Genomic DNA, 18,080 nt, shown 5'->3' with positions numbered 1-18,080 from the left:
TCCGACCTCCGAGGACGGTCTCTTGTAGGTCGGTGGCTTTAGCCCCGACATGGACCGGTGCCAAGCCCACGAACGTCGGACCTGAAGGTGCCGACCTACGGGGTAATGTCTCCTGCATCATTGGGATCTGACCCCTCGTTCAAAAGCGTCGTCATGGGGCAAGGATAGCGCCCAGCACGCGCTCGGGGGTGGCGGGGGTGTCGAGGCGGATGGGGGCGTGGCCAGGGCGGGTGGCACCGATCGCGTCGCGCAGCGCTTCGAAAACACTGATGGCGAGCATGAAGGGCGGCTCGCCCACGGCCTTGCTGCCGCCCACGTTGTCTTCACGGTTGGCTTCGTGCCACAGGTCGATGTTCAGCTGCGCGGGCATGTCGGCGGCGGTGGGGATTTTGTAGGTGCTGGCACCCTTGGTGAGCAGCTCGCCCTTAGCGTTCCAGACCAGCTCTTCGGTGGTGAGCCAGCCCAGGCCTTGGGCGAAGCCGCCTTCGATCTGGCCGATGTCGATCTCGGGGTGCAGCGAATGGCCCACGTCGTGCAGGATGTCGGTGCGCAGCACGCGGTATTCGCCCGTCAGCGTGTCGATGGCCACTTCGCTGCACGCTGCCCCATAGGCAAAGTAATAGAACGGCCTGCCGGTCAGGGTGCTGCGGTCGTAGTGGATTTTGGGCGTGGCGTAAAAGCCGTCGCTCCACAGCTGCACGCGCTGGCCATAGGCGTGTTGCACGGCCTCGGTGAAGCTGCGCTGGCGCAGGGGTGTGATGACTTGGCCGTTTTCAAAACGCACCTCGTCTGCCGAGCAGGCATCGGCTTTGGCGATACAGGCGGCGATGTTCTGGCGCACCTGCAAGGCGGCGTTTTCGGCGGCGCGGCCATTGAGGTCGGTGCCGCTGGACGCTGCCGTGGCACTGGCGTTGGCCACCTGGTCGGTGTCGCTGGCGCTGGCTTGCACTTGGGCGGCGGGCAAGCCCAAAACACGGGCCACCAGGCCGCACACCTTGGTGTGCAGGCCCTGGCCCATTTCGGTGCCGCCGTGGTTCACGCGCACGCTGCCGTCGGTGTAGACCGAAACCACCGCCCCGGCCTGGTTGAACTGCGTGGCGGTGAAGCTGATGCCGAACTTGACCGGCGTGAGCGCCAGGCCTTTTTTGATCACGCTGTGCTGGGCGTTCCAGTCGGTGATGCTTTGCCGCCGCGCACGGTAGTTGCAGCGCTCGGCCAGTTGTGTCATCAGCGGGTGCAGGATGTTGTCTTCGACCTTCATGCCGTAGGGCGTGGTGTCTCGTTCGCCCATACCGTACAGGTTGGCCAAGCGCACATCGAGCGCGTCCACGCCGAGGTGGCGGGCGATGTCGCCCAGCACGGTTTCGATCAGCAGCACGCCCTGCGGCCCGCCAAAACCGCGGAACGCGGTGTGGCTTTGGGTGTGCGTTTTGCAGCGCTGCGAAGTGATATTCAGGTCGCTCAAAAAGTAAGCGTTGTCGGTGTGAAAGATCGCACGATCGGCCACCGGGCCGCTCAGGTCGGCGCTGTGGCCGCAGTGGACCAACTGCAGCGAATCCAAACCCAGCACGCGGCCACTCGCATCAAAGCCCACTTGCCAGTCGTGGCTGAAAGGGTGGCGCTTGCCGGTGATCAGGATGTCGTCACCCCGGTCCAGCCGCATCTTCACCGGCCGCCCAAACTTGTGTGCGGCCAGCGCCGCCCACACCGCCAAATGCCCGGCCTGCGTTTCTTTGCCGCCAAAGCCGCCGCCCATGCGCCGGCACACCACCCGCACCTGCGACAGCGGGATGTGCAGCGCGTGCGCCACCCAGTGCTGCACCTCGCCGGGGTGCTGCGTGCCGCTGTGGATCAGCCATTGACCGTTGTCTTGCGGAATGGCGTAAGCGATTTGGCTTTCCAAATAAAAGTGTTCTTGCCCACCGATCTCCAGCGAGCCTTGCAAGCAGTGTGGCGCTTGGGCCAAGGCCTGCGCCGCATCGCCGCGCTGCACCGTGACTTGGGGCAACACAAAGCTGCCCGCTTGCAGGGCCTCTCGGGCATGGAGCAAGGGCGTGGCTTGTGTGGTTTGCAGCCGCATGTGCCGGGCGGCTTGCCGTGCTTGCGTGTGGCTGTGGCCCACCACCAGACCCATGACTTGGCCCACATGCTTGAGATGCGGCCCGGCAAAAATGGTTTCGTCGTGCACAAAGGTCGCCAGCAGTGGGTCACCGGGAATGTCTTGCGTGGTGACCACCCCTGCCACGCCGGGCGCGGCCAACACCGCCTCTAGGTCCATGTCGATCAGCTGCGCATTGGCCACAGGGCTCATCAGCGGCGCGGCGTGCAGCGTGCCTTCGATCAGAGGCAGGTCGTCGATGTAGCTGGCGCGGCCTTGCACCTGTGCGGTGGCGCTTTCGTGGAAGTGGTGGGTGCTGCTTTGGGTGTTGGATGGCGTGTTCATGCGAGTGCCTCCAAGCGAACGGTGCTGTGCCCCGTGCTCTCCAGCCAGGCGCGGCGCAGCAGTTGGCCCAAGATGGTTCTGCGGTAATCGGCGCTGGCACGCAAATCGCTGAGCGGCGAAAACTCTTGCGCAATGGCTCGTTGTGCCGCTGCCAATGTGGCTTCGTTCCACGGCTGGCTGATCAGCGTGGCCTCGGTCTGCACCGCCCGTGCAGGCGTGGCGGCCACACCGCCTGCGCCGATGCGTGCTGCGGTGATGTGCCCATCTTGCACATGCAGCTGCACCGCCAAGCACACGGCCGAGATGTCGTCTTCTTGCCGTTTGGACAGCTTGTAAGCGCCCAGCCATTCGCCGGGGGCTGGGCGGGGCACCACCACCCAGGCCAGCACCTCGTCGGCGGCCAGCAGGCTTTGGCGGTAGCCGGTGTAGAACCGGTCCAGCGGCACATGGCGGTGCACGTTGCGGCCCTTTCGGTGGGCCATCAACACCACCTGCGCACCCAGCGCGATCAAAAGCGGCATGCTGTCGCCAATCGGCGAGCCGTTGGCCACATTGCCGCCCAGCGTGCCCGATTGGCGCACCGGCCAGCCCGCAAAGCGCTCGCCAAACGGCGCGATCACCGGCCGGTCAGCGGCCAGCGCTTCAAACGCGTCTTGCAAATTCACGGCTGCGCCAATGGCGATGTGCTGCGGGTAGTGTTCCACCCGGCGCAGCTCGGCCACGCGGGTCAGGTCAATGATCTGCGGCATGCGGCGCAGGCCCTGGGTGATCCACAGCCCGGCATCGGTGGCCCCGGCGATCAGCTGCGCTTGAGGGTGCTGGGCGCGGGCTTGCAGCAAAGCGTGCAAGGTGCTGGGGCGCATGTAGTTGTCGCCGGTTTTTTCGGTGGCCGCCAGCTGGTGCAGCGCCGCCACGATGGGCGTCTCATCCACGGCCTGCGCGGCATCGGCTTGCAAGCTGCACGCCGCCTGCACGATGGGCCGGTAGCCGGTGCAGCGGCACAGATTGCCCGACAAGGCCTCATGGGCGCGGTGCCTGTCCACGGCTTGGCCTTGGGCCACCGTGCGCTGGTACAGCGCAAACAGGCTCATCACAAAACCCGGCGTGCAAAAGCCGCATTGCGAGCCGTGACACGCCACCATGGCTTGCTGCACCGGGTGCAGCGTGCCGTCGCTCTGGGCCAGATCAGCGGCCGTCCACAAGGCCATGCCATCAATGGCCTGTGCAGGCTTGATGCAACTGTTGACGGCGCGGTATTGCAAACGCCCATCCACCGCCTCGGCCACCACCACGGTGCAGGCCCCACAGTCGCCCGCGGCGCAACCCTCTTTGGTGGCCGTCAGGCGCAGGTCCTCGCGCAGCAGGTCGAGCAGGGTGCGGTCGGGGGGAACGTGATGGCGCTCCACCACCGCATCGCGGTGCCAAAAGCGCAGTGGGACTTCTGTAAAAGGGTGAAGAATTCGGTTCATGGGCATGGTCCAGTGCGTGCTGCATGCTAGTTCAAACCCCTCTGGTCCATATGCAAAATTTCAGATACCCGATATGGGCGTGCAAGCATGGTTTGTGGTGCTTGCAACGCAATGCTGGCCTGACCACCAGACTTATCGCCTGAACAAACGCCGCAACAATAGATCCTGAAAATCTTGTGCTTGCCCGGCCACGGCATACACATCAGTGTGGCCATCCACTTGCCGGTACAGCAGTCGGTGGTGTGAGGACAGCACGGTTCGGTCGTCCGTGATGCCCACGCTGCCCAGCAGGGGGACCACTGGGCCGGTGATCAAGCCCGAGTCCACACGCGCCAACTGGGCAAAGATGTCCTCTTCAGCGGCAGCCCACAAATCATGCGTCCAGCGGTCCAGCGGTCCAGCATGCAGTCCTGCAAGTCGAGCAGGTCGGCCTGCGCATCGGGCAGCATGACGATGGTCATGCTTGGGTTTGGGCAGCTTGGCGGCGCTGGGCCAGTTGGGCGCGGGCCTCTTGCACCGACAGGCCCAGTCCGGCTTGCCGGTCTTTTTCGCCCAGGGCCAGCAGTTTGAGCAGGGCGATCAGGTCTTCTTTGTCTTGGTATTGCCTCACGCCTTCAATCACCATGGCGGCTTCGCCATTTTGCGTGATGATGTAAGGCGCACCGTTGGCTGCCACGTCTTCGCTATCTGCGCGGCGTGGCTTTTGAGGTATGAAATGGACTGAATGTGTTCGCGGGATTGCATGGTGCTTCCTTGAATGAGACCGAATTTATCCCTGAATTTAGTTCGGATTAAGCTGGTTTTTGTGTCTGCGAAAAACGGTCAATGTAACTCAGCCGCTGACCCACAGCATTTTTTGAACTTCTTGCCACTGCCGCAAGGGCAGGGCTCGTTGCGGCCAACCTTGGTGCGCAAGCGTTGGGACGTTTCCCGCTCGTGAATCGCCTTGCGCAGTGGCAACCAAAAGGCGTGGATGTTCACCAAGCTGTCTTCGATCTGATGGGCCAGTTCTTGTCTCAGCTCGGGTGTTTGGGTCAGCTCGTCCTGGTCGGCAGAAAATTCGTCTTCACCCAGCAAGCCAATGGGCCTGTACCACTGCTGGCCTTGGAGATTGTCAAACAAGGGCTTCCAAGCGGCACGGTTCAGTGCCACGCCCTCTGTAAAACCGTAGGCCCAGCCTTCCGTATCCTCGAACACGCCTGTCTCGTATTTGCAGATGTCCCAGTAGGGCACCACAAACGGTGGCTTTTGCTCAAAGCCAGAAATGATGCTGTTGTAATGCCGCATGACCAGACCCATGATGTGGTTGAGTTGGTCCATGTTGTCCATGGGCGGCATCATGGCGCTGTCTTCGCCCCAGACTTTGGGCAGCCACTGACTGGGCATGATGGTTTGCGGCCCGATGGCGATGGCGTGCAAATACCCGTCCAGAATGTCCAGCGTCATGGCTTCATCGTTGTCCACGCCATTCAGCAAAAACTGATTGAGCTCTTCAAGTTCCGCGTCGGACAGTGGCGTCATCATCTCCTGCACTTCTTGGTTTGTGGGTTGAAATTTTGCCTGTGTCAGGGCTTTCAACAACGCCGGTTCTGCGGCCTTGGCCTCGTGGTGGGCATTGGTGATGAAGTGGCCAATGCCTTCGGTCTCGATGGCCATGAGGGCTTCTTGCAGCGCTTGATTGTCCGTTTCAAACAGGTCATCCCACACGGTGGAGGTGCCCTGTTCATCCACCACTTCAAGGCTCCACTGGGTATCTGGGAGGCGGTAAATCAGAACGCGCAGGCTGTGGCCGTCTGCGCTGTAGGTCTGTGTCAGTGGGGAGTGGATGATGTCGATGTCTTCTGTCATGTTTCACATCATAAAAGGGGAAGTTTGTCGAACGATGCGCAGGGCTTGTCAATATTTGAGGCTGGGTTTTTTTGAGACTTTGATTTTCAAGGAAAGGACAGCAAGCCCTGGCCATTCAAGGGCTGGAAGATGCGCCCATTTTTGCCTTGGGATTCATCACCATGGCTGGTGTTACATTCGCCTGCATTCCATCAAAGTCCCGGGTCAACCACGGGGCAGACCTTCACTGAGAAAAACACAGAGACAAAGGCTTGGGTGTGATCGATTTACTAGCATGTACGGCATTCAAAAGTTTCGGGGTTAACCCTGAAATTGCCGTGCGCCAAGGCATAAGGTCTATCTGGGTTTTCATATGAAGCAGCCGCATCTTTTCGACAAGATCGACCTTCAACTCATTCGTACCCTTCACACCTTGCTCACCGAACGCAGTGTCTCCAAAACCGCCATGCGCCTGGGCCAGCAGCAGCCGGCTGTGTCGGTGGCGCTCAAGCGCCTGCGCGAGCTGACGGGCGACCCGATTTTGGTGCGTTCGGGCACCGGCATGGTGCCCACCGATGTGGGCTTGCGCATGCTGGGGCCTGTCACACAGATCTTGCAATCGGCCGAAAATCTGTTTTCGCCTGCCCGGACTTTCGACCCGGCCCACGCGCAAGAGACATTTCGCATTGCCGCCAGCGACACGCTGGACCCCTTGTTTTTGCCGTCCGTCATGGCCCGCATCAAGTCATTGGCGCCGGGCTGCCGGGTCGAGGTGCATGCCTTGTCGGCGCAGGCGCAATACGCGCACGATCTGGGCCAAGGCCTGATCGACGTGGTGATTGGCAACTGGGCCCAGCCCAGCGAGGAGCTGCACCGCGCCCAGTTGTTTGAAGACGACATCATGTGTCTGGTCAGCATCAAACACCCGGCGGTGCGCCGGGGCTGGACGCAAGAAGACTGGTTGGCCTGCGAGCACATTGCGCCCATGCCGGCCTATCCGGGTTGGCGCGGCGTGATCGACGAACACCTGGACCGTCTGAACCTGTCGCGCCACATTGCCGCACGCTGCGCCCACTTTGGCCTGATGCCGCGCATGGTGGCATCGAGTTTGCTTGTGCTGACCACAGGGCGACACTACTGCCAGCGCTTTCTCGAGGGCGACCTGCCTTCGGGCTTGGCCTTGCTGCCATGCCCGGTGCCTTTTCCCAAGATGGTCTATTACCAGCTTTGGCACGAACGCAGCCACAACGCCGAGGCGGCCCGGTGGCTGCGAGAACAGGTGAAAATCAGCGCTTTGCAGTTGTCGCCCCCGACAGCTGCCTGAACCTTCCTGACGACAAAACCAACAAGAACACCCACAGACATGACCACACCCCTTTTGTCTTTGCAAGGCATCACCAAGCGCTACCCGGGCGTGGTGGCCAACCAGGACGTGTCGCTCACCGTGATGCCCGGCCAGGCCCATGCCGTGCTGGGCGAGAACGGCGCGGGCAAGTCCACCCTGATGAAAATCATCTACGGCTCGGTCAAACCCGACGAAGGCCAGGTGGTGTTCAACGGTCAGCCGGTCAATATCCGCAACCCGCAAGAAGCCCGCAAGCTGGGCATCAGCATGGTGTTTCAGCACTTCAGCCTGTTTGACACGCTCACCGTGGCCGAAAACGTGTGGCTGGGCCTGGACAAGTCGCTGAGCTTGGCCGAAGTGACCGAGCGCATTGTGGCCAAGGCCAGCGAATATGGCTTGGACCTGGAGCCCGAGCGCCCGGTGCACACCCTGAGCGTGGGCGAGATGCAGCGGGTGGAGATCATCCGCGCCTTGTTGACCGAGCCCAAGCTCTTGATTTTGGACGAGCCCACTTCGGTGCTGACACCGCAGGCGGTTGAAAAGTTGTTTGTGGTGCTGCACAAGCTGGTCAGCCAGGGCGTGAGCATTTTGTACATCTCGCACAAGCTGCACGAAATTCGGGCGCTGTGCAGTGCCTGCACGGTGCTGCGCGGCGGCAAGCTCACGGGCGTGTGTGACCCGCGAGAAGAAACGAACGCTTCGCTCAGCCGTTTGATGATTGGCGCCGAGCCCCCGGCTTTGCAGCATGTGGCGCGTGCGCCGGGTGGGGTGGTGTTGTCGGTGCAGGGCCTGAGCCTCACGCGGCAAGACCCGTTTGGCGTGGACCTGGACGGCATCAGCTTGCAGGTGCGTGCGGGCGAGGTAGTCGGCCTGGCCGGGGTGTCGGGCAATGGCCAGAAAGAATTGATGTGGGCCTTGTCGGGTGAAGACACCCGCTCTGGCGTGCAGTGTGGCGTGGCCAGTGTGAGCCTGTCTGGTCAAGCGGTGGCGGCTTTGGGGCCGGTGCCGCGCAGGCAAATGGGCCTGCATTTTGTGCCCGAAGAGCGATTGGGTCGGGGTGCCGTGCCCTCGCTCAGCTTGTCGCAAAACCTGCTGCTCACGCGCAGCGAGGCCGTGGGCGCGGGTGGCTGGGTGCGCATGGGGGCGCTGGCCGATCAGGCGCGCAGCATCATCGACCGTTTCAAGGTCAAGGCCTCTGGGCCCGATGCCGCCGCGCAGTCGCTGTCGGGCGGCAATTTGCAAAAGTTCATTGTGGGGCGCGAAATCAGCGCGGCCCCGAAGTTGCTCATCGTCTCGCAACCCACTTGGGGTGTGGACGTGGGCGCGGCGGCGCAGATTCGCGCCGAGATTTTGGCGTTGCGCGACGCAGGTTGTGCGGTGCTGGTGGTGAGTGAGGAGTTGGAAGAATTGTTCGAGTTGTCTGACCGATTGCATGTGATTGCCAAGGGGCGCTTGTCGCCGTCTGTGGCGCGGGCCGATGCCACGGTGGAGCGCATTGGCGAGTGGATGAGCGGCTTGTGGCCTGTCTCCCAGAACGACAAGGTACAGGAGGCGCAACATGCTCAAGCTTGAACCCCGTCCCCAGGCCTCGCGCCTGTGGACTTACGCCTCGCCCCTGCTGGCGCTGGTGCTCACCGTGCTGCTGGGCGTGGCGCTGTTCATGGCGCTGGGCAAAGACCCGGTGCGCGGGCTGCAGATGTTCTTTTGGGAGCCCATCAAAACCAGCTACGCGCTGGGCGAGTTGATGGTCAAGGCCACACCGCTCTTGGTCATTGCTTTGGGTTTGTCGGTGTGCTTCCGGTCCAACGTCTGGAACATCGGGGCCGAGGGGCAGTTTGTCATTGGCGCGGTGTGCGCCGGGGGCGTTGCGCTCTTGGCCGACAAAGACACGGGCCGCTGGATCGTGTTGGCCGTGTTGCTGGCGGGTGTGCTCGGCGGCATGTTGTGGGCGGGCATCACGGCGCTGCTGCGCGACCGCTTCAACGCCAGCGAGATTTTGGTCAGCCTGATGCTGGTGTACGTGGCTGACATGGTGCTGAGCTATCTGGTGTATGGCCCTTGGAAAGACCCGGCGGGTTTCAATTTTCCGCAGTCCAAAACCTTTGAGGTGGTCACGCAGATTCCGCGTTTGATGGCCGGTTCGCGCGTGAGCGTGGGCTTGCTCTTGGCGCTGGTCGGTGCCGGCTTGCTGTGGGTGTTCTTGTTCCGCACGCGGGCGGGCTTTGCCCAGCAAGTGGGTGGTCTGGCCCCAGCAGCGGCGCGTTATGCGGGCTTTTCTTCGCGCAAAGCGCTGTGGGTGGCGTTGCTCACATCGGGTGGGGCAGCGGGTTTGGCCGGTGCTTTGGAGGTGGCGGGGCCCATCGGGCAGCTGACGCCTTATGTGCCAGCGGGTTATGGTTTTGCCGCCATCATCGTGGCCTTTGTCGGGCGCTTGCACCCGGCGGGCATGGTGCTGTCGGCCGTGCTGATGAGCATGTTCTACATCGGGGGCGAACTCGCGCAGTCGCGCTTGGGTCTGCCCAAGTCGATCACGGGTGTGTTCCAGGGTTTGCTGCTGTTTTGTCTGTTGGCGTGTGACACGCTGGTGGCCTACCGTTTGCGCTGGGTGGCGGTCAAGAAAGGAGGCGTGTGATGGAGTCGTATGCATTGCTGATTGCAGCCACCCTGAATGCGGGCACGGTGTTGGCGCTGGCTGCTTTGGGTTTGCTCATCAACGAAAAAGCGGGCGTGGTCAACTTGGGGGCCGAGGGCATGATGCTGTGCGCCGCCATTGCAGGCTTTGCCTGTGTGGTGCACACCGGCAACGATTGGCTGGGTTTTGCGGCGGGCATGGGCGCAGGCGCGGTGCTGGCGGCCATTTTTGGGGTGCTGGTCATTTGGCTGGGCACCAACCAATACGCCACTGGGCTGGCGTTGAGTCTGTTTGGCGTGGGTTTTTCGGCCTTTGTGGGCATTGGCTATGTGCAAGAGAAGTTGCCCGAGCGCCCCAACTACGCCATTCCAGGTTTGGCCGACATCCCCCTGGTGGGGCCGGCCTTGTTCAAGCAGCACCCACTCGTGTATGGGGCGATGGCGCTGGTCTTGGTCCTGATCTGGTTTTTGTACAAAACCCGCACCGGTTTGGTGCTGCGGGCGGTGGGCGAGTCGCCTGCTTCGGCCCACGCTTTGGGCTACCCGGTGCGCCGCATCCGTTTGGCGGCCGTGGTGCTTGGTGGCGCTTTGTGCGGGCTGGCCGGGGCCTACATCTCGGTGAGTTATACCCCTCTGTGGGTCGAGGGCATGGTGGCGGGTAAGGGCTGGATCGCGCTGGCGCTGACCACCTTTGCCACCTGGCGTCCGGCACGGGTCTTGCTGGGTGCTTACCTGTTTGGTGGTGTGACCATGCTGCAGTTCCATTTGCAGGGCGTGGGCGTGCAAGTGCCCAGCCAGTTGCTCACGGCGCTGCCCTACATCGCCACCATCGTGGTCTTGGCATTGATTTCGCGCAACCCGACCTGGATTCGCGTGAACATGCCGGCCTCGCTGGGTAAGCCCTTTTATCCCGGTTCATAATTGTGTTTTTTCAACCCCTGTAACCCTGTTCCAAAGGACCTGACATGACAGACCTCTCCAAGCGCTCCATCGTCAAGATGGTGGCCCTGACCGCTGTGGCCGCCGCCGCACTGGTTGGCTGTGGCAAAAAAGAAGAAGCCCCCAAGGCTGAAGCCCCGGCTGCTGCGCCTGCCAAGGCCGAGCCCCTGAAGATCGCGTTTGCCTACGTCGGCCCTGTGGGCGACGGCGGTTGGACCTTTGCGCACGACAACGGCCGCAAAGAAGTCGAAAAAGCCTTCGGCGACAAAGTCGTCACCACCTTCGTTGAAAAAGTGCCAGAAAGCGCTGACGCCGAGCGCGTGATCCGCGACATGGTGGGCCAAGGCAACAAGCTGATTTTTGGGACCACTTTTGGTTACATGGAGCCCATGCTCAAAGTGGCCGCCGACAGCAAAGACGTGAAGTTTGAGCACGCCACCGGCTACAAAACTGCCGAGAACCTGCGCACTTACGACAGCCGCACCTACGAAGGCGCGTACATGGCCGGCGTGATCGCGGGCAAGATGACCAAGACCAACACCCTGGGTGTGGTCGCCTCCATCCCAATCCCTGAAGTGGTGCGCAACATCAACAGCTTCACCATGGGCGCGCAGTCGGTCAACCCCAAGGTCAAGACCAAAGTGGTGTGGGTGAACGAGTGGTTCAACCCACCGAAAGAAACCGAAGCTGCGACATCGCTGATCAACGGCGGCGCGGACGTGCTGATGCAAAACACCGACTCGTCGGCTGTGTTGCAGACTGCCGAAAAAATGGGCAAGCGTGCCTTTGGCTGGGACTCTGACATGACCGCCTACGGCCCCAAGGCCCACCTGGGTTCGGCCGTGATCAACTGGGGCCCTTACTACGTCAAAGCCGTGGGTGAAGCCCTGGAAGGCAAGTGGAGCACTGGCCAAAGCTGGTGGGGCGTGAAAGAAGGCGCGATCGACATGGTCAACGTGGCCGCTGACGTGCCAGAAGACACCCAAAAGAAAATCACTGAGATCAAAGCCGGTTTGAAAGACGGCAGCTTCTCCATCTGGAAAGGCCCGATCGTGGACCAAGCCGGTAAAGAAGTGCTGGCCAAAGACGCTGTTGCTGACGACAAGTTCCTGGGTGGCGTGATGTTCTACGTCAAGGGCGTGGAAGGCAAGATCCCAGGCAAGTGATCTGATCTTTTTTTGCGGCGGCATGGTCCGCCCAGTTCAACCGCCCGATGTTCATCGGGCGGTTTTTTTTTGGGTGCCCGAGCGCAGAGGGGGGCTTCATCTTGGATTTTCTGATTTGTTAAAACTGTAAAAAATCATTGTTATTAATATTTCTTTGATATACAATAAAAACATCAATTGCTTAAAAAGTACCAACAAAATTGGTATTTGATGTTTTCAAGGAAGTTGTCCATGTCCTCCCCGATCGGATCCATTCAAAAATGGGTGTTGTCTGACACTTCATGGCCCCAATGGGGCAGGTCGCAATGGCGCCTGACATGGCCCTTCACACGACGGGCCTTGAAGGGGTCTTCCCGCAGAAACCGTTACTTTTTTTCCATCGTCTGCATCTGGGTGCTGGCGCTTCACTTGACGCACTTGATGGCCAAAAGCGATCACGGGCCCATCGTCTGGGGGCCGCCTGTGGAGCCGCCTGGCTCGGTCATCGTGACAAACGGTCAGACCGAGCTGACATCGGCCGCATTGCAAGGGCAAAACCGTGCGGACGATGAAAAAAGCGAACTGGCCGATGGTGAAGTACCGCCCCATGGCTTGAGAGCCACCTTGCGTCAGTGGAGTGAGGCATGGCAGCGGCAGGACGTCCCCGCGTATTTGGACATGTACACCCCTGAGTTTGTGCCCTCAACGGGTTTCAGTCGGGACGCCTGGGTGCAGTCACGAACCCAAAGAATCAGGGAAAAACGCAGCATCCGCCACGAGATGCGCGATCTGGACATTCAAATGAGCACCTCAACAGCGGTGGTCAAATTCACCCAAATTTACCAAGATGAAAAGGTCAAGCTGATCGATCAAAAAACCATGCATTGGGTCTATCGCGATGGTCTTTGGATGATTTCCTTGGAAAAGACGAACTGAGCCATGGGTGACAAGGCCGCGAAGGCCTGGTGGGACAATTTACCGATCCGCTCTGAATGGGCGAACGATGGAAGGATCTGATCTTGTTCAAACACCTCGAATTACCTGGGAGTCCTTGGCGTTCGCTGCGGCAAATTCAGGCCGACTTTGGCGCAACTTATTTTGGCAATGCCTTGATCGGCTTCATCTTTGCAACCACCGGTCCGGTGGCCATCATTTTGTCGGTCGGATCACGGGGTGGTTTGTCGCCACAAGAGCTGGCCTCTTGGGTGTTTGGTGTGTTTTTTGTCAACGGTTGGGTGACCTTGTTCATGAGCTGGCGCTACGCCACCCCTTTGGCATTTGGCTGGACCATTCCAGGCACGGTGCTGGTAGGGCCTGCCTTGCAACACCTGAGTTTTCCGCAGGTGATGGGGGCGTTTTACGTCACGAGTGTGCTGATCTTGTTGCTGGGCCTGAGTGGCTGGGTCAAGCGGGTCATGGCGGTGTTGCCCATGCCCATTGTCATGGGCATGGTGGCCGGGGTGTTTTTGCGATTTGGCCTCGACATTGTGCGTGCGCTGCACAGCGATGTGGCCATTGCCGCCCCCATGGTGGCCGTGTTTTTGCTGCTCTCGGCCCAGGCCAGTTGGGGCAAGCGTCTGCCGCCGGTGATTGGCGCTTTGCTGGTGGGGGCCGTGGCGGTGGGCTTGTCGGGCAGACTGGACCCTTCGGCGCTGGGGCAGTTGAGCCTGGCGCAGCCCCTCATTCAGGCGCCGGTCTGGTCATGGGCGGCCATGCTGGAGTTGGTGGTGCCGTTGACCATCACCGTGCTGGTGGTGCAAAACGGTCAAGGTGTGGCGGTGCTTAAAAACGCGGGGCACGAGCCGCCGGTCAACATGATTGCTGTGGCCTGCGGTCTGGGCGCGGCCGTGAGTGCGGTTTTTGGTGCCGTCAGCACTTGCCTGACCGGTCCCACCAACGGCTTGCTGACCTCGACCGGTGAAAAAAAACGCCATTACAGCGGTGCTTTGGTGTTTGGCGTCTTGGCTTTGATGTTTGGTTTGATGGCCCCCACCTTCACCAACTTGATGCTCGCCTGCCCCAAGGAATTCATCATGGTGCTGGGGGGCTTGGCCATGTTGCGGGTCTTGCAGGGGGCTTTTGTGGCCTCGTTTGGAGCGGGCAAGTTTTCACTGGGTGCCTTGGTCAGCCTGTTGGTCACAGTGGCTGACTTGGGCTTGTTCAACATTGGTGCAGCCTTCTGGGGCCTGGTGGCCGGTTTTGCCGTGTCTTGGTGGATGGAGCGAGGCGACTTCCAGAAGGCCTGAGGCCCGCTTCAGACTTCTTGAACAATCGTGTTGGACAAAACGCCGATGCCCTCGATCTCAATCTCGCACACGTCACCCGGCACCATCCACACAGGCGGTGTGCGGGCATAACCCACACCAGCGGGGGTGCCGGTGATGATCACGTCACCGGGCTCCAGCGTCATGCATTCGGTGATGATGACCAGGGCCTCGCGTACGTTCCACAAAAAATCACGCGTGTTGGCGTCTTGCATGACCTGGCCATTCAGGCGGCTTTGGATGCGCAAGCCCTCTGCACCCACAGGCAATTCATCGGGTGTGACGATCCAAGGGCCAAAGCCTCCGGTGGCATCGAAATTTTTGCCAATCGTCCATTGCGCCGATTTGCGTTGGTAGTCGCGCAGGCTGCCATCGTTGAAGCAGGCGTAACCAAACACACAGTCCAGGGCATTGTCGGCATGCAGGTGGCGGGCTTTTTGTCCAATGATGACGGCCAATTCGGCTTCGTAATCCAGTTTGGTGGACACTTTGGGGCGCACGATGGGGCCGTTGTGCGGCGTCATGGAGGTGGCCACGCGCATGAAAAAGCTGGGGTATTCGGGACGGGCGTTGCCGCCTTCCTTGGCGTGATCGGCGTAATTCAAGCCCATGCACACAATTTTGGGCGGTTGAGCGATCGGCACTTCAAATTGCACATGGGCCAAAGACTGAAAGGTATCGGCTGGTGTTTGGCTCAGCTTGTGTGCCACGCGTTCGCGCACCACCGGGTCAAACAAGGCGGAAATTTCGGGGGCAGCGGTGGCATCGAGCATGGCCAAGTCAACGAACTGGTGGGACGTGCCCGAGGGCATGACGCCCACGCGTGCTTGACCATGCTGCACGTAACGAAACAATTTCATGGTGAGTCTTTCCTGAAGGTGCTGTGTCGGGGCGCGAGGGTGCGCAAATGCAAAGGCTGCATTATCCGAACAGGACGGGTTTGAAGGTGTAAGCTTGGCTACAGCGGTTGCAGCTCGCGGATTGCACCGCCACACACATCGCGCCTGAAGGGGGCACCATGCTCGAACGCTTCATCCAAAACAAGAAACTCGATGCCGCCAAATTGACGGCCAAAAAATTGTTGAGTGCGCGAGGTGAGGCCAACGCCCAAAGCATGGCCATGAAACTCATTGAGAGTTACGAGCACCTCGATCCACGCAGCCAGACCGATTTTTTCCACCACCTGTCGAGCCAATTCAATCCCGATCCGGCTTTGGTCTTGGCCGCAGCCCAGCGCTACCACTCCGAACGCAACGAATCCAGCTTGATCCAGCTGTGTCAGGTGGTGGAGCCCCCTCGGCAAGAGTTGCTGCGTCGTGTGAACAGGGCGCCTTCGGGCACGGCCACTTTGTTGAAAATGCGCCGCAACCTCTTGTCTTGCCTCAAAGAGCATCCGGCGTTCGAAGCTGCCGACGCGGACTTGCACCATTTGCTGAGTTCCTGGTTCAACCCCGGTTTTTTGGAGCTGCACCAGATCACATGGAATTCACCCGCGCAGTTGCTCGAAAAAATCATCGAACACGAGTCCGTTCACGCCATTGACGGGTGGGACGACTTGCGCCGCCGTTTGCAACCCGATCGTCGGTGTTTTGCATTTTTTCACCCCCAACTGCCAGGCGAGCCGCTGATTTTTGTCGAGGTGGCCTTGGTGTCCCACATGGCCAAAAATGTGGCGGATTTGATCAACAAGCAGGCCCCGGTGGGCGACCCCAAAAGTTTCAAAGCGGCTATTTTTTACTCCATCAGCAATTGCCAGCCAGGTTTGAGGGGCGTGTCTTTGGGCAACTTCCTGATCAAACGGGTGGCTCAAAAACTGATTGAGGACATCCCGACCCTGAAAATGTTCTCGACCCTCTCGCCCATTCCGGGTTTCACCCAGTGGCTGGATGCGGGCGCTGCCTTGCCCGAAGAAAAGCTCAGTTCGGCTCAGCAGCGCAAATGGCATGAGGCTAAAAATAGCTTGTCGATTGGCAGCCTGAGCTGGGCAGAACGATTGAAAAATGGCTGGCATCCCGAGCGCAGCGATCCGCATGAAAAAACGCCACTCATGCGTCTGTGTGCCCTGTACCTGATGCACAAAACCCCTGAGCCTCAAGGCGACGCCGTGGGTAAATTTCACTTGAGCAACGGAGCCACCCTGCACCAGATCAATTGGGCTGCCGATCTGTCCTCAAAGGGGCTGCAACAATCGGCCGGGCTGATGGTCAATTACCTTTATGAGCTGGACAAAGTCGAAGAGCAGCATGAAGCCTTCAGCCACAAGAAGGTCTGCTGGTCACGCGGTGTGGAAAAGCTGGTTTAGTCGCGACGTGCCGCCTGGTGGCTGCCATGTCAAACACACGACAGGCTTTCAATGCGATTCTGATAGCCTGAGTTGATTTGCCACATTGATCAGGAAATTAGCTGTGAACACTCTGTCCTTGAACCAAGCCAACCTCATCTTGCAAGGTGCCATCGCGGCTGCGCGAGCCGCCTCCTACAAACCCATGGGCATTGTGGTGCTTGATGCCTCCGGGCAGTTGGTGGCTTTTGCGCGTGAAGATGGTGCCAGCATGTTCCGCTTTGACATCGCCCGGGGCAAAGCCTGGGGCGCTGTCGGCATGGGCTCGTCCAGCCGTGCTTTGGCCGAACGGGCCAAAGACAACCCCAACTTTTTTGTGGCCTTGGCCGCCACGGCAGAGGGCAAGTTTTTGCCACAACCGGGCGCTGTCCTCATCAAGGATGCCCAAGGCCAGATCTTGGGATCTGCAGGCGCCAGTGGCGGCACCGGTGATGAGGATGAGTTGATTTGCATCGCAGGCATTCAGGCCGCTGGCTTGGTGGCGGGTTGAGGCCATGGCCACGGCAGGAAAAACCAAGCCCGCTTTGCCTCGGGTGGGTGTTGTGGGTCTGGGCATCATGGGCGGCACCATGGCCGAAGCTTTGCTGCAGCAGGGTTACACGGTGTGTGGCTGCGACATCAATGCGAAAGCCTTGGCACGCCTCAAGCGTGCCGGTGGTCAGTGCCTGGGCAGTGCGGCCGATGTGGCCAGCCAGTCGGACGTGGTGATCGTCTCCTTGTCCACCTCACAAGCCTTGGCCCAAGTGACCCAATCGATCGCGGCCCTGCCCAAGTCGCAATGGGCACACAAGCCCATCGTCATCGAGACCAGCACCTTGCCCATGGCGGACAAAGACGCGTGTGCCAATGCCTTGGGCAAGTTGGGCATCGTCACTTTGGACGCGCCCATCAGCGGCACCGCCGTGCGCATCAAAGAGCGGGCCTGGACGTTTTTTGTCAGTGGCAAAGAAACGGCGCACCGAAAGGTCTTGCCCGTGCTGCAGGTGTTCACGGACAAGGTGTCTTTTGTGGGGCCTTACGGCAACGGCACCAAGATGAAGTTTGCGGCCAACCATTTGGTGGCCATTTACAACGTGGCTTATGCAGAATCCGTGACGCTGGCCCGCAAAATGGGGCTGAACCCTCAGGACGTCCTGGATCTCTTTGGCAACAGTCCCGTGCTGGGCACAGGCGTCATGCGCTTGCGCATGCCCATGATGCTGGAACGCCAATACAGCCCACCCACCATGAAGGTTGAGGTCTGGCAAAAAGACATGCAGGTCATTGGCGACATGGCCAAGTCGGTGGATTGTCCGACCCCTTTGTTCTCGACCTGCGCCGCGATCTACACCAGTGCCATGGCCCAGGGGCTGGCCCTGGAAGACACGGCGTCGACGGCCGAGGTCATGTCGGCCATGGCAGGTATTGCACCCGCCAAGGGGCGAAGCAAAAAACCGGTCAAGCCTTGATCTTGGATGTTGATTTGGCCTTGGCTGTCGATTTGGTTGAGGCCTTGGCGGGACTTTTGGCAGGTTTTGTTTTGGCGGGGTTTTTTTTTKSCGTGGTGGSCMGTTTTTTTGCCGCTTTTTTCGCTGCTTCGATYAAGGGCCATTTGTCGCGCACCGCCTTGTAGGCGTCCAGCGCGGCCGGACCGCCCCCGTAAAGGAAGGAGTGCCAAATCAGCTCGCGCAATTCTT

The 18,080-nt window shown here is 60.3% G+C and carries 16 protein-coding genes; 10 read left to right on the top strand and 6 right to left on the bottom strand.

All coding sequences use genetic code 11. From position 1 onward, the window contains the following. Positions 1-151: 151 nt before the first annotated feature. The 5 genes from xdhB to AMM41_RS12460 all read right to left on the bottom strand — a co-directional run bounded on the left by xdhB (position 152) and on the right by AMM41_RS12460 (position 5,760). Entirely contained in the window at positions 152-2,443 is a 2,292-nt protein-coding gene (xdhB, locus tag AMM41_RS12480) for a xanthine dehydrogenase molybdopterin binding subunit (RefSeq protein WP_089958713.1), read from the bottom strand. Then, on the bottom strand, positions 2,440-3,912 hold the full coding sequence (gene xdhA / locus AMM41_RS12475; RefSeq protein WP_089959094.1) for a xanthine dehydrogenase small subunit: 1,473 nt from the start codon (positions 3,910-3,912) through the stop codon (positions 2,440-2,442). The genes xdhB and xdhA overlap by 4 nt, the downstream gene beginning before the upstream one ends. 132 nt (positions 3,913-4,044) lie before the next feature. Continuing rightward, positions 4,045-4,284: a hypothetical protein gene (locus tag AMM41_RS12470; protein ID WP_089958709.1), complete on the bottom strand. Its 240-nt coding sequence runs from the start codon at positions 4,282-4,284 to the stop codon at positions 4,045-4,047. Between the two features lie 85 nt (positions 4,285-4,369). Next, entirely contained in the window at positions 4,370-4,588 is a 219-nt protein-coding gene (locus tag AMM41_RS12465; RefSeq protein WP_228769257.1) for a type II toxin-antitoxin system Phd/YefM family antitoxin, read from the bottom strand. Between the two features lie 146 nt (positions 4,589-4,734). After that, positions 4,735-5,760: a UPF0149 family protein gene (locus tag AMM41_RS12460; protein ID WP_089958705.1), complete on the bottom strand. Its 1,026-nt coding sequence runs from the start codon at positions 5,758-5,760 to the stop codon at positions 4,735-4,737. Between the two features lie 352 nt (positions 5,761-6,112). On the opposite strand from AMM41_RS12460, the gene AMM41_RS12455 reads away from it, so the two are divergent. From AMM41_RS12455 to AMM41_RS12425, 7 genes are all read left to right on the top strand, one after another. Beyond that, on the top strand, positions 6,113-7,063 hold the full coding sequence (locus AMM41_RS12455) for a LysR family transcriptional regulator (protein ID WP_089958702.1): 951 nt from the start codon (positions 6,113-6,115) through the stop codon (positions 7,061-7,063). Between the two features lie 39 nt (positions 7,064-7,102). Continuing rightward, on the top strand, positions 7,103-8,656 hold the full coding sequence (locus AMM41_RS12450; RefSeq protein WP_089958698.1) for an ABC transporter ATP-binding protein: 1,554 nt from the start codon (positions 7,103-7,105) through the stop codon (positions 8,654-8,656). Further along, complete coding sequence (locus AMM41_RS12445; protein ID WP_089958694.1) at positions 8,643-9,716, top strand: ABC transporter permease; 1,074 nt, start codon at positions 8,643-8,645, stop codon at positions 9,714-9,716. Before AMM41_RS12450 ends, AMM41_RS12445 begins: the two co-directional genes overlap by 14 nt. Beyond that, positions 9,716-10,636, top strand: a complete 921-nt coding sequence (locus AMM41_RS12440) for an ABC transporter permease (RefSeq protein ID WP_089958690.1) — start codon at positions 9,716-9,718, stop codon at positions 10,634-10,636. The genes AMM41_RS12445 and AMM41_RS12440 overlap by 1 nt, the downstream gene beginning before the upstream one ends. A gap of 44 nt (positions 10,637-10,680) precedes the next feature. After that, positions 10,681-11,820 carry a BMP family ABC transporter substrate-binding protein gene (locus tag AMM41_RS12435; protein WP_089958687.1) on the top strand — a complete coding sequence of 380 codons (1,140 nt, stop codon included), beginning with the start codon at positions 10,681-10,683 and terminating at the stop codon, positions 11,818-11,820. 420 nt (positions 11,821-12,240) lie between these two features. Then, on the top strand, positions 12,241-12,735 hold the full coding sequence (locus tag AMM41_RS12430) for a nuclear transport factor 2 family protein (RefSeq protein WP_228769256.1): 495 nt from the start codon (positions 12,241-12,243) through the stop codon (positions 12,733-12,735). Between the two features lie 83 nt (positions 12,736-12,818). Beyond that, entirely contained in the window at positions 12,819-14,045 is a 1,227-nt protein-coding gene (locus AMM41_RS12425) for a benzoate/H(+) symporter BenE family transporter (RefSeq protein WP_228769255.1), read from the top strand. 8 nt (positions 14,046-14,053) lie between these two features. Here AMM41_RS12425 and AMM41_RS12420 read toward each other — a convergent pair whose 3' ends face one another. Then, positions 14,054-14,923 carry a fumarylacetoacetate hydrolase family protein gene (locus AMM41_RS12420; RefSeq protein WP_089958673.1) on the bottom strand — a complete coding sequence of 290 codons (870 nt, stop codon included), beginning with the start codon at positions 14,921-14,923 and terminating at the stop codon, positions 14,054-14,056. Positions 14,924-15,081: 158 nt separating this feature from the next. On the opposite strand from AMM41_RS12420, the gene AMM41_RS12415 reads away from it, so the two are divergent. From AMM41_RS12415 to AMM41_RS12405, 3 genes are all read left to right on the top strand, one after another. Continuing rightward, positions 15,082-16,365 carry a malonyl-CoA decarboxylase gene (locus AMM41_RS12415; protein ID WP_089959090.1) on the top strand — a complete coding sequence of 428 codons (1,284 nt, stop codon included), beginning with the start codon at positions 15,082-15,084 and terminating at the stop codon, positions 16,363-16,365. Positions 16,366-16,468: 103 nt separating this feature from the next. Then, entirely contained in the window at positions 16,469-16,894 is a 426-nt protein-coding gene (locus tag AMM41_RS12410) for a GlcG/HbpS family heme-binding protein (RefSeq protein WP_089958668.1), read from the top strand. 4 nt (positions 16,895-16,898) lie between these two features. Further along, positions 16,899-17,852: an NAD(P)-dependent oxidoreductase gene (locus tag AMM41_RS12405; RefSeq protein WP_089958664.1), complete on the top strand. Its 954-nt coding sequence runs from the start codon at positions 16,899-16,901 to the stop codon at positions 17,850-17,852. Positions 17,853-18,080 lie beyond the last annotated feature (228 nt).

It is taken from the genome of Limnohabitans sp. 2KL-3, from assembly GCF_001269405.1.
Classification (GTDB): domain Bacteria; phylum Pseudomonadota; class Gammaproteobacteria; order Burkholderiales; family Burkholderiaceae_C; genus Limnohabitans_A.
The sequence above is the reverse complement of the archived record's forward strand: the minus strand, read 5'-3'. Positions and strand labels throughout refer to the sequence as shown.

Bases quoted from the DNA above. Each gene is read 5' to 3' on its own strand.
- xdhB (WP_089958713.1), bottom strand. From the start codon at position 2,443: ATGAACACGCCATCCAACACCCAAAGCAGCACCCACCACTTCCACGAA.
- xdhA (WP_089959094.1), bottom strand. From the start codon at position 3,912: ATGAACCGAATTCTTCACCCTTTTACAGAAGTCCCACTGCGCTTTTGG.
- AMM41_RS12460 (WP_089958705.1), bottom strand. From the start codon at position 5,760: ATGACAGAAGACATCGACATCATCCACTCCCCACTGACACAGACCTAC.
- AMM41_RS12455 (WP_089958702.1), top strand. From the start codon at position 6,113: ATGAAGCAGCCGCATCTTTTCGACAAGATCGACCTTCAACTCATTCGT.
- AMM41_RS12450 (WP_089958698.1), top strand. From the start codon at position 7,103: ATGACCACACCCCTTTTGTCTTTGCAAGGCATCACCAAGCGCTACCCG.
- AMM41_RS12445 (WP_089958694.1), top strand. From the start codon at position 8,643: ATGCTCAAGCTTGAACCCCGTCCCCAGGCCTCGCGCCTGTGGACTTAC.
- AMM41_RS12440 (WP_089958690.1), top strand. From the start codon at position 9,716: ATGGAGTCGTATGCATTGCTGATTGCAGCCACCCTGAATGCGGGCACG.
- AMM41_RS12435 (WP_089958687.1), top strand. From the start codon at position 10,681: ATGACAGACCTCTCCAAGCGCTCCATCGTCAAGATGGTGGCCCTGACC.
- AMM41_RS12430 (WP_228769256.1), top strand. From the start codon at position 12,241: ATGGCCAAAAGCGATCACGGGCCCATCGTCTGGGGGCCGCCTGTGGAG.
- AMM41_RS12420 (WP_089958673.1), bottom strand. From the start codon at position 14,923: ATGAAATTGTTTCGTTACGTGCAGCATGGTCAAGCACGCGTGGGCGTC.
- AMM41_RS12415 (WP_089959090.1), top strand. From the start codon at position 15,082: ATGCTCGAACGCTTCATCCAAAACAAGAAACTCGATGCCGCCAAATTG.
- AMM41_RS12405 (WP_089958664.1), top strand. From the start codon at position 16,899: ATGGCCACGGCAGGAAAAACCAAGCCCGCTTTGCCTCGGGTGGGTGTT.